14 protein-coding genes, 1 tRNA gene and 1 pseudogene are annotated in these 16,970 nt (G+C 59.4%); 6 read left to right on the top strand and 10 right to left on the bottom strand.

What is annotated here, in order from left to right:
* Positions 1-1,848, bottom strand: coding sequence for a hypothetical protein (locus K6118_RS11865; RefSeq protein WP_247120575.1), 1,848 nt, complete (start codon positions 1,846-1,848; stop codon positions 1-3).
* 10 nt (positions 1,849-1,858) lie between these two features.
* Positions 1,859-3,493, bottom strand: a complete 1,635-nt coding sequence (locus K6118_RS11860; RefSeq protein ID WP_247120574.1) for an ATP-binding protein — start codon at positions 3,491-3,493, stop codon at positions 1,859-1,861.
* A gap of 140 nt (positions 3,494-3,633) precedes the next feature.
* On the opposite strand from K6118_RS11860, the gene K6118_RS11855 reads away from it, so the two are divergent.
* Entirely contained in the window at positions 3,634-4,860 is a 1,227-nt protein-coding gene (locus tag K6118_RS11855; protein ID WP_247120573.1) for an MFS transporter, read from the top strand.
* Here the strand turns inward: K6118_RS11855 and K6118_RS11850 are convergent.
* Positions 4,832-5,815, bottom strand: coding sequence for an SDR family oxidoreductase (locus K6118_RS11850; RefSeq protein ID WP_247120572.1), 984 nt, complete (start codon positions 5,813-5,815; stop codon positions 4,832-4,834). The two genes, K6118_RS11855 and K6118_RS11850, sit on opposite strands and share 29 nt — an antisense overlap.
* Before the next feature lie 212 nt (positions 5,816-6,027).
* Here K6118_RS11850 and K6118_RS11845 point away from each other — a divergent pair, with 212 nt between their 5' ends.
* Positions 6,028-6,930, top strand: coding sequence for a DUF481 domain-containing protein (locus tag K6118_RS11845; protein WP_247120571.1), 903 nt, complete (start codon positions 6,028-6,030; stop codon positions 6,928-6,930).
* A gap of 10 nt (positions 6,931-6,940) precedes the next feature.
* Here K6118_RS11845 and K6118_RS11840 read toward each other — a convergent pair whose 3' ends face one another.
* The 3 genes from K6118_RS11840 to K6118_RS11830 form a co-directional block, all read right to left on the bottom strand.
* On the bottom strand, positions 6,941-7,360 hold the full coding sequence (locus K6118_RS11840; RefSeq protein WP_247120570.1) for a secondary thiamine-phosphate synthase enzyme YjbQ: 420 nt from the start codon (positions 7,358-7,360) through the stop codon (positions 6,941-6,943).
* 2 nt (positions 7,361-7,362) lie between these two features.
* Positions 7,363-7,770: an Hsp20 family protein gene (locus K6118_RS11835; protein ID WP_247120569.1), complete on the bottom strand. Its 408-nt coding sequence runs from the start codon at positions 7,768-7,770 to the stop codon at positions 7,363-7,365.
* Positions 7,771-7,911: 141 nt separating this feature from the next.
* A complete protein-coding gene (locus K6118_RS11830) occupies positions 7,912-9,273 on the bottom strand; it encodes an SPOR domain-containing protein (protein ID WP_247120568.1) in 1,362 nt (453 codons plus the stop codon).
* Between the two features lie 151 nt (positions 9,274-9,424).
* Between K6118_RS11830 and K6118_RS11825 the strand changes: the two genes are divergently transcribed.
* Positions 9,425-10,825, top strand: coding sequence for a tetratricopeptide repeat protein (locus K6118_RS11825; protein WP_247120567.1), 1,401 nt, complete (start codon positions 9,425-9,427; stop codon positions 10,823-10,825).
* Positions 10,826-10,879: 54 nt separating this feature from the next.
* On the opposite strand, the gene K6118_RS11820 is transcribed toward K6118_RS11825, so the two are convergent.
* The 4 genes from K6118_RS11820 to K6118_RS11805 all read right to left on the bottom strand — a co-directional run bounded on the left by K6118_RS11820 (position 10,880) and on the right by K6118_RS11805 (position 12,828).
* Entirely contained in the window at positions 10,880-11,293 is a 414-nt protein-coding gene (locus tag K6118_RS11820; RefSeq protein WP_247120566.1) for a hypothetical protein, read from the bottom strand.
* Positions 11,294-11,323: 30 nt separating this feature from the next.
* Positions 11,324-12,034, bottom strand: a complete 711-nt coding sequence (locus K6118_RS11815; protein ID WP_247120565.1) for a ParA family protein — start codon at positions 12,032-12,034, stop codon at positions 11,324-11,326.
* Positions 12,035-12,271: 237 nt separating this feature from the next.
* Positions 12,272-12,347, bottom strand: a tRNA-Ala gene (locus tag K6118_RS11810).
* Positions 12,348-12,492: 145 nt separating this feature from the next.
* The gene (locus K6118_RS11805; protein WP_247120564.1) at positions 12,493-12,828 is read right to left on the bottom strand and encodes a TIGR02300 family protein; all 336 of its coding nucleotides are present in this window, start codon (positions 12,826-12,828) and stop codon (positions 12,493-12,495) included.
* Positions 12,829-12,948: 120 nt separating this feature from the next.
* Between K6118_RS11805 and aroA the strand changes: the two genes are divergently transcribed.
* The 3 genes and pseudogenes from aroA to K6118_RS11790 all read left to right on the top strand — a co-directional run.
* Complete coding sequence (gene aroA / locus K6118_RS11800) at positions 12,949-14,268, top strand: 3-phosphoshikimate 1-carboxyvinyltransferase (RefSeq protein ID WP_247120563.1); 1,320 nt, start codon at positions 12,949-12,951, stop codon at positions 14,266-14,268.
* Positions 14,269-14,347: 79 nt separating this feature from the next.
* Complete coding sequence (locus tag K6118_RS11795; protein WP_247120562.1) at positions 14,348-15,073, top strand: N-acyl amino acid synthase FeeM domain-containing protein; 726 nt, start codon at positions 14,348-14,350, stop codon at positions 15,071-15,073.
* A 133-nt stretch (positions 15,074-15,206) separates the two neighbouring features.
* Positions 15,207-16,970, top strand: a pseudogene (locus tag K6118_RS11790) (histidine kinase N-terminal 7TM domain-containing protein); the annotation flags it as partial.

Genomic DNA, 16,970 nt, shown 5'->3' with positions numbered 1-16,970 from the left:
CTAGTCTTTGGCCTGTTCCTGAGGCGCTTCGGGGGACGGCTCGGATGCTTGGTCCTCGTCCGCATCCGGCGTGTCGCCTTCGTCACCTTCCGGCGCAGCTTCATCCGCGTTGGCGCCCTCGGAGGACACGTCCTCTTCTTCGGAGGTGGCTGGTGTCGGTTCAGGTACTTTGACGAAGCCTGAGCGTTCGAGCAGTTGCTTGAAATCCAGCAGGATTTTTTCGGCTTGCCCACGGTCGGCCCCGGCGATCAGGCCCGAGGTGAAACCCGGCTGCTTCATATAGACGCGCACCTGATGTTCGGCGCGGTTCAGACAGTCACCTTCGGTGAAATAGCCGTCCGCCATCATCGACAGGATTTTCTTGGCCTTGTCCTGAAGGCTGATGTTCATGGCGTGGATTTTCTTCAACACCTGGGTGTTGTCCAGAATGGTGCGGCAGAACAAGTCGAGACGCTCGGCGATCTTACGTTTGTGCATTTCGGTGAGGTCGGCCTCATAGACCCGGGCCTGCAGCTTCACCAAGTCGTTCATCCGCTTGATCGGGTGGCTGTCGAGCCCCATGAAAACGGATTCATATTCCGGGCGCGACAGAATGGGCAGGATGAAGTTGGCGACCATGCGCTTGTTTGCCATGCCGATGGTGACCTGTTCCAGGTCCAGAAGCGCATTGACCTGATCGACCGGATTCTTGAGCTCATACAGCATTTCACCGACGACCTGGCTGTTGATCAGGCGGCCCGCACGGGATGCCAGCGCTTCATACATGGTATCGACGTCGGCGCTGTCCTTGTGAAGCGCATCAAGCGCCTGCAGAAGCCGGTTCAACGCGCGAAGCTGTTCGACAAGGCCGCGGTCGTTGATCGGTTTTGCAGCTTCGATTTCCGTCTTCAGCCGGTCATAGAGAACCCGCGCCGTTTGTGGCAGCAGTCCTTCGGACAGAAAGCCGTTCAGGCGCAACACCTCGTCGCTGAAGCGCGGCGACCGCTCGGTTTCACCCATCATATTGACTTGGCCGACCTGAAGGTGCGCCACTTCTTCCATGAAGACATCGCGCTGCTCCTTATCGCCCATGAGCTGGACGAGCACGCCTTCATGCATCAGCAGTTCGGAGAGGAACTGGTCGAGAATTTCAAGAACCCATGTCGGCCGTTCGGCGGAGAGGAAAGCCACTATCCGGCCGAACTTGTCGCCAAGGGTGACGGCCGGTTTCAGATAGTCGGCGATGGCTGCGGTCAGCAGGAAACGGCGGTTTTTGATCTCGCCCATGTCGGCGATAACAGGCTTCAGCCGCCCCATCTCGAGCGAGGGTACCTTCGGCTGATTCTGCTTCATGATCTCCAGCGCGGTGTCGATCACCTTCTGGATCTTGCGCATCCGTTCCTGGATCGAATCCTGTTCGTTCTCGAAGGCGACGGCGGTGCGCTGGACCGCGTTCTGAAGCTTGGTGCCAGCGTTATAAAGCTTGTAATAATGGTCGAGGTTATGCAGGAGCTCGGTCGGCGTGATCATCCAGTCGGCGAGCGTGTTATGCAGGAGCTCCCAGATCGACCGGCGCCCGGCCGTGGTATAGAGGTCGTCCGGTGTCAGGCACGGCGAAATGGTGCCCGACTGGTCGTATTTCGAGGTCTTGCGATTGGCGCCGCGCGAATAGATTTCGATGCTGGCAAATTCGTTGGTGGCCTTGTCGTAGCTTTCCTTGACGACACGGACACCCTGATATTTGCGGCTGCCCCACAGTTGTTCGGCAGCTGCGACAGCATTTTTTCGGTCTGGGATGACTTCGAGGATTCGCCAGTTGTTGCCGCGACGTCCTAAAATTTCATAGTGGACGCTTTGGCCTAACGACACTCAGTCCTCCTTACCTAACCCCTTTGCGCCAGTTCATGATGGTATCGTTCACCAATTCCTCAAGGCAGTCAATATCCTGCCGCCAGCCATTTGTGAAGCAGGGATCGTCACTTGCAGGCCGTCTTTCCGGTTCGAGGAAATCAAGCTCAACCCTGACGGGACACCCCACACCTTCCCCGGCAACAAGGCATTCCCGGTTCTGCAGAGACGGCAGGGCTTCGAGGAAACTGTGAGCCCCTTCGGGCATGGAACTGGCGACATAGGCACGGTCGCGTTCGTTATTCATGCGCATGGACAGGATGGTGCCGCACTGGGACAGGACAGCCTCCGACAAGTCGGAGGGGCGCTGGGATACAAGGCCGAGTGCCACGCCGTATTTCCGGCCTTCCTTGGCGATGCGTTCGAGCGATTTCCGCGCGGCCTGGGTGCGGATGTTCAGCCCTTCCCGCGGGACATAGCGGTGCGCTTCCTCGCACACCAGCAGGATCGGCGTTGCGCCCTTATGCCTGCGGCTCCACATGGCGAAGTCGAACACCAGACGGCTGAGGAGCGATACCACGACATCGACAATGTCCGACGGCACGCCCGAAAGGTCGAGCGTGGAAACCGGCTTGCCATTCACGGGGAAGCGCATCAGGCGCGAAACCAGGTCGGTCAGCGTATCCTGCATCAACATGCCGGAGAACATGAAGCCGTAGCGCTGGTCGGCCCTCAGTTCCTCGATCTTGTTCCTGAGCCTGAGGAACGGCCGGGTCTGTTCGGCTTTGTCGAGGCGGCCAAGGTCGTCATCGATCATCTGGAGGAGATCGGTGAGCTTGTAGGGGATCGGCGTATCGACCGTAAGCCGGCTGAGGGAGTAGGTGGGGCCTGCGCGTTTGCGCGCGCCCAGAAGGCAGCGTTTGAGAATGTCGATTTCGGCCTCGCGCCCATCGGTGTTGCGACCGATCAAAAGCTCGACATGCTCCTCGAAATTCATCAGCCAGTAGGGCAGCTTGAGGTCCGCGGTGGTGATGTGGATGCCGTTTTGTGAAAAGGCACGGGCATATTCGTTATGCGGGTCCAGGATCACGATATGGCCGTTCGGGCACCGTTCAACCAGCCGGTGGATCATCAGGGCGACCGTGCTGGATTTACCGGTGCCGGTGCTGCCGAGGACGGCGAAGTGACGGGACAACAGGGGTTCCGCGCTCAAGGCTGCAGCGATGCCGTTGGTGCCGAACACGGTGCCGATGCGGACCGTGTCTGCCGCGCTTGGGGCATAGATGGCTTCGCTGTCGCGGGGCGTGGCGGCGAAGACCGGGTTGTCGGGGCGGGGGAAATCCCGGACCCCGCGGGAGAATGTGCCGTCGCGCTGTTCTCCAAGAAAGTCGACTGTCAGGACCAACCCCTGGGCCGTACCTGGTGCCGTTTCGGCCTTACGGATGGTGCCATAGATGACAGTGGAGCCCACAGGCACACGGACAATGGCCCCGAGACGCATGAAAGCGGCGGTTTCGTCATTGTTCGCCAGTTCCGGCGACACGACAATCGTCAGCGCCAAGGCACTGACGGTGGCGACATGGCCAATAAGCTGTGACAAACGCCCACCGCTGAGGTCGGGCGCATAGTCAGCTGGGCCGCCCTCATATGAGGGAAGTGATGGCATGGGACCCTCCATGCTTGCCTGATGGACTCGATACTTGTTTTTCCGCCATCCTGCGCGTAGGAAGCTTAACAAGATTTTAAAGTCTCAATTTGTATAAAAACCGCCATTTTTGGCGGCTATGTCACCCAAGGCCCTTGTTTATGCGTTTTGATAAAAGCACGGTTCGTTTTCTGGCCTTCGGTCTCGTGACGGCCCTGCTGTCCAGTTTCGGCCAGACCTACCTTCTGGGTGTCTACAAACCGGCCATCAGCGCAGAGTTCGGCTTCGATAACAGTGACTTCGGGTTTTACTATCTGGTTGTCACGCTCGGGAGCGCCATCGGGCTCAACCGTCTCGGTCACCTCATCGACCGGATTGCGCTCCCGCGCTACATGACCGGCCTGGTGCTTCTTCTGGCGCTTGCCTGCCTTGGCATGTTCCTGTCGGGACCGATGGTTACGGTCTTTGCCGCCATGCTGGGCCTCAGGCTTCTTGGGCAGGGCCTGATGACCCACGCCGCCATGACCAGCATGTCCCGCTATTTCGGCCGCGCGCGCGGTCGTGCCGTGGCGGTCGCGGGGCTCGGTATGCCCCTTGGTCAGGCGGTTCTTCCGGCGGCGGCGGTCTATCTGATGACGCGGTTTGCCTGGCGCGAAAGCTGGGGCCTGTTCGCGGCGGGGCTGGTGTTTGTGGGGCTGCCGCTCATCCTCTGGCTGCTCAAGGACCATGACGCCCGCCACGCAAGCTGGCTGGAGGCGGAAGCCAGGGCGGACGCCGATGGCAGGGGGGCTAGTGGCCCGGTCTGGCGCCGCAAGGACGTGATCCGGGACCCGCGCTTCTATATGATCCTGCCTTCGGTGATTGCCATGCCTTTCTGGGTGACTATGGTCTTCTTCTTTGCCGAAAACCTGGCGGCATCCAAGGGCTGGACCTTGCAGGCCCTTACCGGTTTTTACTGGTTCCATGCCGTGGGTTTCGTGACGGTGCCGTTTATCGGCGGCTATCTGATCGACCGCTTCGGAGGTTTGCGCCTCCTGCCCGTTTATCCGCCGATCCTGGCCACCGCCCTTGTGGTTGCCGCCCTCGCCCACAGCCCGGTGAGTATTGCGCTTTTCATGGCGCTTCTCGGGATGGCGGCGGGGCTTGCCATACCAGTCAATAACGCCATGTGGGCGGAACTTTACGGCACCAAATATCTGGGGGAGATCAAGTCGCTTGCCACATCCCTGGCTGTGTTCTCGACGGCCTTGTCCCCCTTCTTGCTTGGGGCGCTTCTCGATGGTGGCGTGACGATCCCGACGCTCCTGTTCGCAGGCGCCGTCCATGGGGTGGCGGCGCCTGTGTTGGCGACCCTTGGCCTCAGGCGTCGAGCAGCTTCTCTTCCTTGAGATAGTCGATCGCTTCACGGATGGTCTGCTCCAGCGGCACCTCCCGGTAGCCCAATTCCCGGGCGGCTTTGTCGGTCTTCACGGCGATGGCCTCGCCGGCAAAATAGGCTTCCTCAGGCGTGATCATCGGGCGTTTGCCGGTGAAGAGGGAGAAAAAGCCCAACACGCGCGACAGCAGTTTCAGCAGCCACTCCGGCATGGGTTTTTTCGGGTGCGGCAGACCGAGCAGGTCGGCGGCGATGGACAGGAATTCATGGAAGCTGGCATGGGGCCCGCTCAGGATATAATTCTCTCCGGTCCGGCCTTTTTCATAGGCTGCGACAATGCCTTCGGCGACGGCACGGCCATTGGCGAAGTTGCCGGCCCCAGGGGGCACACCGGGCAGCGAGCCATCGGCCATCATCTGGATAAGCCGGGCCCAGTTATGGCTGTCATAACGGCCGACGATATGGGTCGGGTTAACAATGACGGCGTCGATGCCCCGGTCCACCGCTTCCTTGACCTTGCGTTCGGCGAAGGCCTTGGTGCGGACATAGGAGACCCAGCTGGTGGCACCGAGGCGCGGGGTGTCTTCCGAGATCGGGTCCTCGTGCAGGCCGTAAATCGCAATTGACGACACATACACCATGCGGCCCACCTTCTTGTTCCACATGGTTTGAAGCAGGGTCGATGTGCCCTCGACATTGATCCGCTGTTGGCGTGCTGCTTCTTTTGACCAGGTGCTGGTGTCGGCGGCTGCGTGGAAGACACAGTCCACGCCCTCTGGCATGGCATCATGGATGCTGTGGGGGTCTGTGAGGTCCCCCTTCACCAGCGTGACCCGGTCGTCCAGCACGGCACGGGCAGCTGCCGGATTGCGGACCATGGCGATGATGGTCCAGCCCTTTTCTTCCAGAACGTCGATGAGGTGACGGCCGAGAAATCCGGTCGCCCCGGTTACGAAGGCTGTCGGCATTTCCAAATCCCCTTATTTTTGTACGACTTTTCTTGTCTTTAAGTACTGAAACCGCTAGATCACGGGGAAATTTTAATCCCTGATGCAGAAGGACTATGACTTTGAAGCTGCGTTTTGGCAATGCAACGGCAAAATTTATCGGTTTATTACTTTTGACCAGTGGTCTTGTTGCCCCGGCGGCCTATGCGAGCGTGCCCAAGGGCGTGTCGGATATGCTGAAGCAAGCGGCGAAAAATGAAGACCATGCGTCCTTCGATACGATCCTGGAAATGGCGCTGAAAACCTGGCCGAAGGACCGCAATGCCGTCCTTAAGATCGCCAATGAGGTCAAATCCGACTGGATGAAGGAAGAGCACACAGCCGAGCTTGCCAAAGCCAAGGCGGATGCTGAAGCCAAGGAAAAGGCCTCCCGCGCGCGCGGTATCATCTATTATCTCGATCCGACGCTCTGGAACGGTCAGGCCCAGCTTGGCGCGGGCACCACAAGCGGGGACACGCAGGAGCATTCGGTTGCGCTCGGCCTCAGCTTCAAGCGCAATTTCGGCAAGGAATGGGAACACCATATCGACTTTGCTTACGACTTTGCGCGCAGCGCAGGCGAGACCACGCGCCGCCGGTTTGACGGCAAGTATGAAATGCTGTGGAAACCGTGGCCCAAGCTCTATCTCGACAATTACACCGAATATGAACAGGACCGCTTCTCGGGGTATGCCTACCGGATAACCGAAAACCTTGGTCTGGGTTACCGTCTGATCGAAAGCAAGCGCCAGTCGCTCCGCGTCGAAGCGGGCCCGGGTGTCCGGCTTTACCGGCTGTCGGATACTTTCTCGGATATCGGTGAACTGATCCCGGGCTACAACACTACCGAATTCCTTGGCAGGGTATCGGCAACCTACGAACTGCAAATTTCGGACTCGCTGAATTTCAAGAATAGGGCGGCCGTCATTGCCGGTACCGATTCGACGTCACTTGAGAATTTCGCCCAGCTTTCCGCGCGCATCAATGCGCATCTGGCGGCCCGGCTGACCTTCCAGGTCAACTATGATTCGCCGGCCCCGGAAGGCACGGCTCCGTGGGATACCGCGACCCGGATCACGCTGGTTTACGGCTTCTAGTAAGGGGTCGTCATTCACCCATCAGATGGCACACGACCGTACGGTTGTGTGCCATTTTTCTATGTTCGAACACATAGATGCCCTGCCAGGTACCGAGTGCGGGCAGGCCACCCCTGACGGGGATGGTCAGCGTCGTGTCGGTCAGGGCAGATTTGATATGGGCGGGCATGTCGTCCGGGCCTTCGGCGCTGTGGCGGTAGAGGTCCCGGCCTGAAGGCGCAAGCCTGTCCATGGCGTCCTGGAGGTCCAGAAGCACATCAGGGTCGGCATTCTCCTGGATGGTCAGGGATGCGCTGGTGTGGCGGATGAACAGCGTCAGCAGGCCGGTGTCTATCCCGGTGCCCCGCACCCAGCTTGCGACCGAACGGGTGATGTCATAAAGGCCGGGGCCGTGGGTCTCGGCGTGAATATCCTGTTGGGCCTGCCGCATGGTCAGCGGATCGGGATGCTGCGCTGGACCTCTTCCGGCGCGGGCGGGACAAGGTCCACATGCAGGAGGCCGTGCTCGATGAAGGCATCCGCAACGTCTACCCCATCCGCCAGCACGAATTTACGCACGAACTGCCGGGCGGCGATGCCGCGGTGCAGGTAGGTCTTGTCGCCTACCTCATCCTTCTGGCGCCCGCGGATGATCAACTGGTTGGCTTCCTGGCTGATCGACAGGTCTTCCCGCGCAAAGCCGGCGACCGCCAGGGAAATGCGGATCGTACCGTTATCCAGATGTTCGATATTGTAGGGCGGATAGCCTTCGCCGGCATTTTTTGCGGCGGCATCCATGACCTGTTCAAGCTGGTCGAAGCCCAGAAGAAATGGGCTGTTGAAGATGGAAAGACGCGACATTGGGTCCCCTCCTTGGCGTTGGCTCGGGCCCGGCACCCCACCTCATGGGCAGCGCCGGGAACGGCGAAGCGGGGGCCCCGGTATCGGGCGCCCCCAGCCAATTTGGGAATCTATCGCCTGTCCTTCAAGCGGAAAGACATCTTATTTGTGATCAGCCGCCGTCTTTGTGGTGGCCTTTTTGGCGCCCTTGCCACTGGCTTTCGGCAGCTTGCCTTCGCTTTTCTCCGGCGGGCGGATCCAGCAGTCGGTCCCGCGTTCCTTGAGCGCCTTGCACAGCGTCCGCGCTTCCTGAAGCGTCTTCAAAGGACCCGCGTTCAGGCGGTAATAGAAGCCGCTGGGCTTCTTGTTGCGCTTGCCGAAATCCACCTCCGAGCGCCTGGGCGGCACATCCTGGAGGAGGTCACCACTGCGGCGGTAGAGGATGGTCCAGCCGCGCATCAGCTCCTTGATCGTGCGGTAAGCGGCGATCTGCAGGGCCCAGCCTTCCGGCTCCAGAAGCGGCGGGACTTCCTTAAGCTCATATTTCGAGCGGTCGACCACCGGTTTTGGTTTGGGGGGGTCAGCAACTTTTTTAACAGGCTGAGGCGCGGGTTTTTCTTCGGGGACCAACCGTTTGGCCGCGGCCTTCTGGGCATCCGAGTCTGCGACGGCCATGTTGCCCATGGCTTGGGCGGTCCAGGACGGGTCGACCGAGCCGGAGACAAGCGCCTGCATCCGGTGCGCGGGTGTCAGGCTTGCAAGGCTGCGGTAGAAGGTGAAGGTCTCGTCGACTGTTTTGGAATCAAGGTCGACGCGCGCCAGCTTGAAGGCGTCTGCCTCACGCCCTGCCATCAGATAGGCCATGGCGAGATTCTGCCGTCCCTGTACCCCGGCTTTGCCGCTTCTGACCAAAGGCTCCAGGATGCCGATAGCATCTGTGGGGTGGCCGGCTGCCGCCAGCACCAGCGCCATGTTGGACATGCTGGCGGTGTCGATCGCGCCAGAGAAGGCGCCGATGGCTTCTTCGACATGGCCGGTGGCTGCGAGGGCGACCCCGCGTCCGGACCGGACCTTCGGATTACCGGGCATCAAGGCCCAGGCACCGTCGAACGCTTTGCGCGCTTCCTCATATTTGCCGAGCGCCAGTTCGTTCTTGCCCAGAAGATAGTAACCGTCACCGGTGAGCTGGCCGCGGGTGCTGAGGGTCATCAGCACCGTGGTGGCTTCTTCATGGGCACCCTGGCTTGTCAGGCACCGCCCGAGGGCAAGCATGGCGCTCGGGTCGCCTGTCGCGGCGGCAAGATGTCGGTAAATGGGAATGGCTGCGGCGCATTTGCCGTTTGCCGCGAAATTGTCTGCCATCTGGCGAAGGCCGCTCCCGTCTTGGGATTGGCCGGCCATCTGGCCATTGCCGGTAACCGGTGCCTTGACCGGTGTATCGGAGTAGCCGTCATAGCTGCACGCGGCAAGCGCGATAGCGCTTACGCATACAAACAAGGGCCTGATCGATCGATATAATGTCATTATTACGCTCACTGAAGCGTTGGATTGCCTGATATTTATTGTGTAGGACGGTAACGCAGCAGGAATGAAGGAAGCTTTAAGGGCTGATTTCTCTTTTAGGCATTTTTTCAGCGAGTTTATGTTAAATTTGCTGAAAGGGTGGATAGGGCACATGCGGACTTTGACTATATTGGCGGTAACGGTATGGGCGGCGGTGTCGCTGCCTGCGGCCGTCTATGCGGTCCCGGGTGATGCCGTGAAGGTTTCCGTGCCTGCAAAGCCAGTTGAGAAAGTGCCTTCTGCTGCGTCTGTAACGGCGGGAAGGGCAGGCTCCGCCTCAAAAACGGCGACTGCCACAGCGACAGGGGATGCTGACGACCCGGTAGAAGCCGCGCTCGACCTGATCCGCACAGGGTCTGTCGATGCCGGGGTTGAGGAACTGCGCAAACTGGGCCAGCAGGGCCACGCCGAGGCCTTCTTCCATTTAGGGGAAATCCATCGTCTCGGGGTGGGCCGACCGGCTTCTATCCCCGTCGCCATCATGTATTACCGGCTTGCAGCCCAGCTCGGGCACAAGCGGGCAGCGCTTAATTTGGCGAATCTCCTGTTTTTCGAGGCCGGCCACACCCAGGCCAATGTCGATGAAGCGATGGCGCTTTGGCAGAAATATGCCCTGCAGGGCGATTCCGAAGCCCTCTATCTCCTCGGGATGGCCTATTGGAATGGGGAGGGCGACCGCTTGCCGGACCCGATTCGCGGTTATGGCCTAGTCTGGGAGGCCGCGGTCAAAGGCTATGCCGATGCCGTAAAAACCCGGGATATGATGCAGGGGCAGTTGAGCGAGGAAGCGCAGCGGCGCGGCCGGCTGTATGGCGGCAATCTCGATACCGAGGGTTTCAGCGACACGCCGATCGACCTGTATCTGGTGATGGGCCGCAAGGAGGACCAGCCCCAGAAGGCCGTGCACAAGACGGACGTCGCTTCAGCGTCCATTCCAGGCGCCAGCGATATTACCGCCGATGCGCCGGGTGTGTCTGATGCCTCGCCTTCAGCGCCAGCGCCTGCCCAGAAGCAGGCAGAAACGCCCGCACAGAGGCTAGCAGGCCATGAGGTGGTGGCTGATGCAGCGTTACCTTCGAAAGCGCCGGAAGCCGGTAAGGGCGATGATCCAGCCCCGCAAACGGCCAAGGCCGCCCCGGCGGATGCCCCGGAAAATACCTCAGAAAAGGCTCCGGCCCAATTGGCCCAGGCAGCACCGGGTGGGGATAAGGAAGCACCAAAGAATGACGGTCAGGCCGGGGAGGACGATCAGCCCGTAGACTGGTCCTCGGTTTGGCATCTGGAAGTTGGTGTTCCCATGAAGCAGGAAGAAGTCATCAAGTTGCAGAAGGTCATCACTGTGGCCCATGGCAGCATCGTTCAGGGCCTGAAGAGTGAAGTGACCGAATCGGTGACAAGCCCTGGGCTTTTCCTGCTGGTCTTCGGCCCGGTTGACGGGCTGTCGGGGGCGGTGCGCCGCTGTGTTTCCCTCAAGCGTGCGGGCTATGATTGCTTCGCCCGGGCGCCGGGATAACAGAATTCCCTGAAAGGCTGGCTGACTTTGGCGGTGGGCCTGACCGGGGTCCGGTCAGGCGTCGGTCTTTTTGGCCCCGCAGATACAGCCAATGTGCCCGGTTTCTTTCTTCAACAAGCCGGAGACGGCCTTTTCCATCAAGGCCTGTTGGCTGACGCCGAGATGGGCGGCCAGCAGGCGCAGTTGACGGTTCTTGTCCCTGTCGAGACGCAGCGTCTTGCGGGCCCGCTTGTCGGTGTGTGTCTCCGTGCCCTTTTTCATCCGGGGTTGAGGCGCGATGGCCTTCTGGGGCGCTGTCTGGGGCGCTGTCTGGGCAGACGGCGTAACCAGTTGGGGCCGTTTGGACGGGAACATCTCCTTTACCTTCTCCTGCGAGAAGGGCCCGTGCATAGAATCGGTTGGCCTGCTGGTGGGACTGGCCTGGCCTTTGCGGGCGAGCAGGGAGGCGCTCAGTGAAGCCATAGACATCTGCTTTTCCTTTTCCTCTTCCTCTGGGCCTTAAGCCATGTGCCCCGGTGCGCCCGCGGCGATGGACCGGTTGCCGAAGTTACTGCGCGGCAAGGTAACAGGGCGGAACGTTGCCTTCACGGGCAGGCGCTTGACCCTGTCTTCCACATAGCCCCACAGCGTCTCGATTTCGCTGGCGGATTTGCCGGCGGTGGTTTCCATCACCGTCCGGCCGTCGATCATGCTGGCGGCAAAGTCCTGGCGGTTGTGGATAACGGTTGGGGCCACGGTGCCATGCTGCGACAGTGCGATGGCGGCTTCGCCGGTGAGGCGTGCCCGGGCCGTGGCGCCGTTGACCACAAAGATAAGCGGCTTGCCCGCGCGCTCGACCAGGTCGACGGTGGCGCCGGCGGCGCGCAGGTCGTGCGGGCTCGGCCGGGTGGGAATGAGGACGAGGTCCGATTTGGAGACGACTGTCTGGATCGCGCGGGTAATGGCGGGCGGCGTATCGATAAAGACAAGCCGGAAGCCTTTTTCGCGTAAGGTCTGAAGGTCGCTATCTAGGCTGCTCAGGGTGCACTGTGCGAAAGCCGGGCTTTCGTCCTGACGCTCGTTCCACCAGGCGGCCAGGCTGCCTTGGGGGTCAGTATCGATAAGAGCGACGGGGCCGGCGCCTGCACGGGCTGCAGCAACGGCCAGATGACCGGAAAGGGTGGTTTTGCCTGACCCGCCCTTTTGCGAGGTAACAGCGATGATTCGCATCTTTTATCTCCATTTGCCTGATAGGGCTGTTGCCCTTTTGCAGAACAGTATGAAGACGGCGACGTAAAAATCGCCTTAAAAGACGGTGCGAATACAATCTTAAATAAATGAAAATAAACATCTATTACTGTGAAAAGCTCACGAAAATTTATCAAATATTTTAAGAGTATCTTGCTGCGACCGGTGTCGGGGCGGCTGAAAAGACAAAACCCCCGCCTGTTCGGCGAGGGTTCTGATTGGTGGAGCTAAGCGGGATCGAACCGCTGACCTCTACAATGCCATTGTAGCGCTCTCCCAGCTGAGCTATAGCCCCGGAAATCCGGTTGTCCGCCAGCTTTTACCCCGGCGGGTGGCGCGGACTATAGTGAGACGCCAAGGTCCGCGCAAGAAAAATTTTTGCCAATTTCCGCCTTATGCTTCGACCCTGCCGAAGGCAACGGAAACCCTAGGCTTCAAGCCTAGTTTTCGTCGTCATCCAGGCTCGTGGCGACAATGACAGAAACTTCTTCGTCATCGTCATCATCCAGGCTGACATCGCCAAGAACATCATCGTCATCATCATCGATGTCGAGATCGTCGTCATCGTTGAGATCTTCTGCGTCCTCGTCTTCTTCCTTAGGCTTGACAGCCTTGACCTGTTCAACCACGACCGGTTGTTTGGTCTTCAGAATCGGTTCCGGCGTCCAGGTGGTCCCGCAATCGATGCAGGTTGCCGGGTCGTCTTTTTGTAGGTCGTAAAAGCGCGTGCCGCATTTCGGGCAGGTGCGCTTAGTGCCCCATTCGGGTTTCGCCACGTCTATCTCCTTGCATTTGCCGCGCTATCGAGCAAAGAATTCGGCGCTTCCCTTGCCATGATCGGTGGCGCCTGTCAAAGATTTGTTGATCTATTCACCCTCAAATATGGAATCTTTTCTGTGCCGAGCCTCATTTCCCAGCCCAATACTGTTTTAAAAGGGACCGTCCGGGTCCCCGGTGACAAGTCAATTTCGCACCGGTCGCTCATGCTGGCGAGCCTGGCCGTCGGCACGAGTGAGGTCACGGGCCTCCTGGAAGGCGAGGATGTTCTCGCCACCGCCGCGGCCATGCGCGCCATGGGCGCGACGATCGACCGGCTGGGCGAAGGCCACTGGCGCATAAGCGGGGTCGGCGTCGGCGGCCTGATGGAGCCGGATGACGTTATCGACATGGGAAACTCGGGCACCTCGACCCGCCTGATCATGGGGCTGATCGCCAGCCATCCGATCACGGTGACCATGACGGGGGACGCCAGCTTGCGGGGGCGGCCGATGGGGCGGGTGACGGTTCCGCTCACGCAGGTGGGGGCATCCTTTTCGGCCCGGGAAGACAAATACCTTCCGCTGACCGTGACAGGTACGGCCATGCCGATGCCGCTTGATTACACGCCGCCGATGGCCAGCGCGCAGGTGAAGTCCGCTGTCTTGCTGGCCGGGCTCAACACCCCCGGCATCACCCGCGTGCGCGAACGCGTCGCTACGCGCGATCATACCGAACGGATGCTCAGCGCCATGGGGGCGGACATCACGGTAACGGAGGAGGATGGCCTCAGGACCGTCAGCCTTGTGGGCCAGCCGGAGCTCAGGCCGATCAGCCTTGACGTGCCGGGGGATATTTCATCGGCGGCCTTTCTCCTGGTGGCGGCCTCGATCGTGCCGGGGTCGGACGTCACCATTGAAAATGTCGGCCTCAACCCCTTGAGGACAGGGATTGTCGCGGCGCTTCAGGCCATGGGGGCGGACATCGAGATTGTGAATGAACGCCAGCTGGGCGGCGAGCCGGTCGGCGACCTGCATGTCAAGGCCGCCCGCCTGCATGGTGTTGACAGCTTGCCGGTTGACCCCTCAACCATGATTGATGAGTTCCCGGTGCTTTTCTGTGCGGCAGCCGTCGCCGAAGGGCCGAGCCGGTTCACCGGGCTTGAGGAATTGCGGGTTAAGGAATCGGACCGCCTGGCGGTGATGGCGGCGGGTCTCAAGGCCAACGGTATCGCGGTTGAGGAGCTTCCGGACGGGCTTGTGGTGCCGGGTGCTGGCGGCCGTGTTCCCGGCGGCGGCAGGGTTGAAACGCACCTCGACCACCGCATCGCCATGAGTTTTTCGGTGCTTGGCCAAATGGCGGAAGCTCCGATCACCATTGATGACGCCCGCCCCATCCAGACCAGTTTCCCGGTTTTTATCGACCTGATGAAGGGGCTGGGCGCAGGTCTAAGCCTATAGGATTATTGGCTGACCTCCACCACGGCGCGGCCCCTGTGAAACGACGGAATCAGGGAGTCACACATACGCACGCGGGCGCATGATTGGTGTGCCCGTCAATCCATATTTGCGCCTCACACCCCCTTTGCGTGCATTGATCGTTCCAGAAAGCCTCCTTTCCGGCGTAAACTTGCGTTGGATATATCGTCCAAGTTGCAACGTTAACGGGCAAAACAGGAGATCTTTCATGTTAGCTGATCAACAATCTTCTTTCACCACGGAGCAAATTTATAAGCTGAGATATACTGCGTATCTCAGTAATGATTCGATCGACCCCAATCCGAACGCGGTCTTTTATGATCGTTATGACGCGGCGGGCAATTGTCTTTCTCATATCGAATATATCGATGGGCAGCCCGCAGGGTCGATCCGCGCTTGTGTCTATGATCCGGCAGAGCCGGACCTCCCCATCCCGGCGATGGAAAATTACGGCGCTGAAATTGCCCGTGTCCTGGGGCCGGACAAAAAGCTTGTGGAGGCCAATAAATATACCATCCACCCAAGCTTCCAGCACCGGAGTATCCGGATAAAAGCCCTTCTCTATGGCTTCATTCTGGATGTTGCCCTGAAGGAAGGCGCGGACTTTATCATCGGTGCAATCCGGCCGTCGCAGGCACTGTTTTACAAACGGATTGGCCTTAAACCGGTTTCAACTGTAAAGCCGTCCCTGCATATGAAATTCGATACCGTGCTCATGAGTGGTGCCGTTGAGGATTGTGAGCGGTGTTTCAACGCCAACGCACACCGGCACAGGGGAGCCGCATAGCCGTGAGAGGGGCACGGGAGCGGCCACCCAAAGGCCGCTCCCTGCGTCTGCCACCTCAAAATGGTTGGGTTTATACAATCTTTGGTATAATTTAGGCTGTTGGGAAGAGTATGCAAACAGGAATAGGTCTGACATGATCGTCTATCTCGTGGCTGCGATTGCTGATTTCATGCTGGCGGGCATCGTGTTGGCGCACGACAGAAGCCGGACCGCAGTGTCTTTCGCTTTCCTGTGTTGTTGCCTGGCAATCTGGTCGACAGAATTGTTCTTCCTGGCCTCGGTCCATGACGTAGCCAGCCTGGCCCCCTTATTCCAGATAACCCGCATGGGTATGTTCTTTATCGGGCCGGCTACTTTCTTATTTGCGACCTTGATCACGCGGACCCGGGTAAACTGGGTTCTTGGGACCGGCCTTGCCCTTTCTTTTGCGAACGCCGCGGTGACATCCCTGGTCAATTGGATCGCGCCGACGAAGCTTCTTGTCGTTCCTGGCGGACATTCCCCGGAGTTGGACGGCATCACGGTTGCGTTTTACGCGAACCTTGCCATGGCGTCCCTGGCATCGGTTTATATATGCGCGGTCGCCTACAAGGGGGCTATTTTCAGGGAACGTCTCCGCATCAAATGGATCATGTACGGGGTCACTATCGGGGTGATTTGCGGCTGGCTCCATGCGCTCTGGCCGAAATTATACATCGGGATCGTTGGATCCATCCTGTGCCTCTATTTCATTTCTTACGCGGTCATTCGCTACCGTCTTATCGGCGTGAAAGTCGCTGTCAGCGACGGTATTGTCAGGGCCTTGGCGGCCATTCCGCTGATATTTGTTTTCGTCGCTTTCGATCAGATATGTGACTCTATGGAACTGAAGACGGATGGATATCTCGTCGCACAGATATTGATGTTCCTGGCCTTGCTACAAATGTATCCATGGCTGGTTGAATATCTTTCCGAAAAACGGTCGAAAATTTTCCCGCCGGCCTCGAAGGGCTATAGCTTCACGATTGGCCAGGTGCAAAACGCCTTTAAGTCGACGTTGACGCCCCAAACCTTTTCCCGGGTTTGTGAGGAGCTGTTGCGCTATGTCATTCGCGTTGACGGCTACAGCTTTCACCTGGTGCCGCGGTTGATGGGGGAGACAGGTGAAGGCCTTCGCCTGTTTGATCCCGGTAGCAAGCCTCTGCCGGAACCGGCGCCAATGTCCCCGATTGAGAAGGGGACGTTTCTCGAGATGCTCTTCGCCCAGGAAGAAACGCTTTTCTATGATGAGGCGGCCCCGGCCTTCAAAGGCAACTTTGCCCGCCTTGGTGCCAGCGCCTTGGTGCCGGTGCGGATTGCCGATGAGACGGTCGGTTTCCTTCTTCTGGGGGCGCCGAAGAAGGAGGAACAATTCTCCTACGACGATATCCGTCTCCTCAATTGGTTCGGGGAGGAAGTCGGCCCTGTGCTTGAGAACCTGCTCGCTATGATGCGGCTGGAATCGAGCCTGGACGAAGCGGAGAAGACCTTGTCGGTTGTCTCCCGCCTCAATGAATATAACCACGATATCAAGACGCCATTTTCGAACATCGAAGCGCTTCTGCTCGCCGGTGACGCCTTCTCCAATGAGGAGCGCCAAGCCAAAATCCTCGATCAGGTCCGCAAGGGCCATGCGCTTGTCTCGACCATGACCGGGCTTCTCAAGGGCCAGCATACGCATCAGGCAGACGCTTATGATCTCAATGCCGTTATCCGGCGTGTGGTCGCAAGTTTCCCGACCAAGGCAAGCCTTGTGCGGACGGAACTCGGTCCGCTGCCGCTCTTGGAGGGCTATGAGGACGAGATGGAGCTTCTGTTCTCGAACCTCCTGTCGAACGCCTTTGCGGCCCAGGACAAGCCCGAGCATCAGGTCCGTGTC

The sequence above is a fragment of the Kordiimonas marina genome (assembly GCF_023006325.1).
GTDB classification, from domain to species: Bacteria; Pseudomonadota; Alphaproteobacteria; order Sphingomonadales; family Kordiimonadaceae; genus Kordiimonas; species Kordiimonas marina.
Note: the sequence above shows the minus strand (reverse complement) of the source record. Positions and strands in the feature narration are given on the sequence as shown.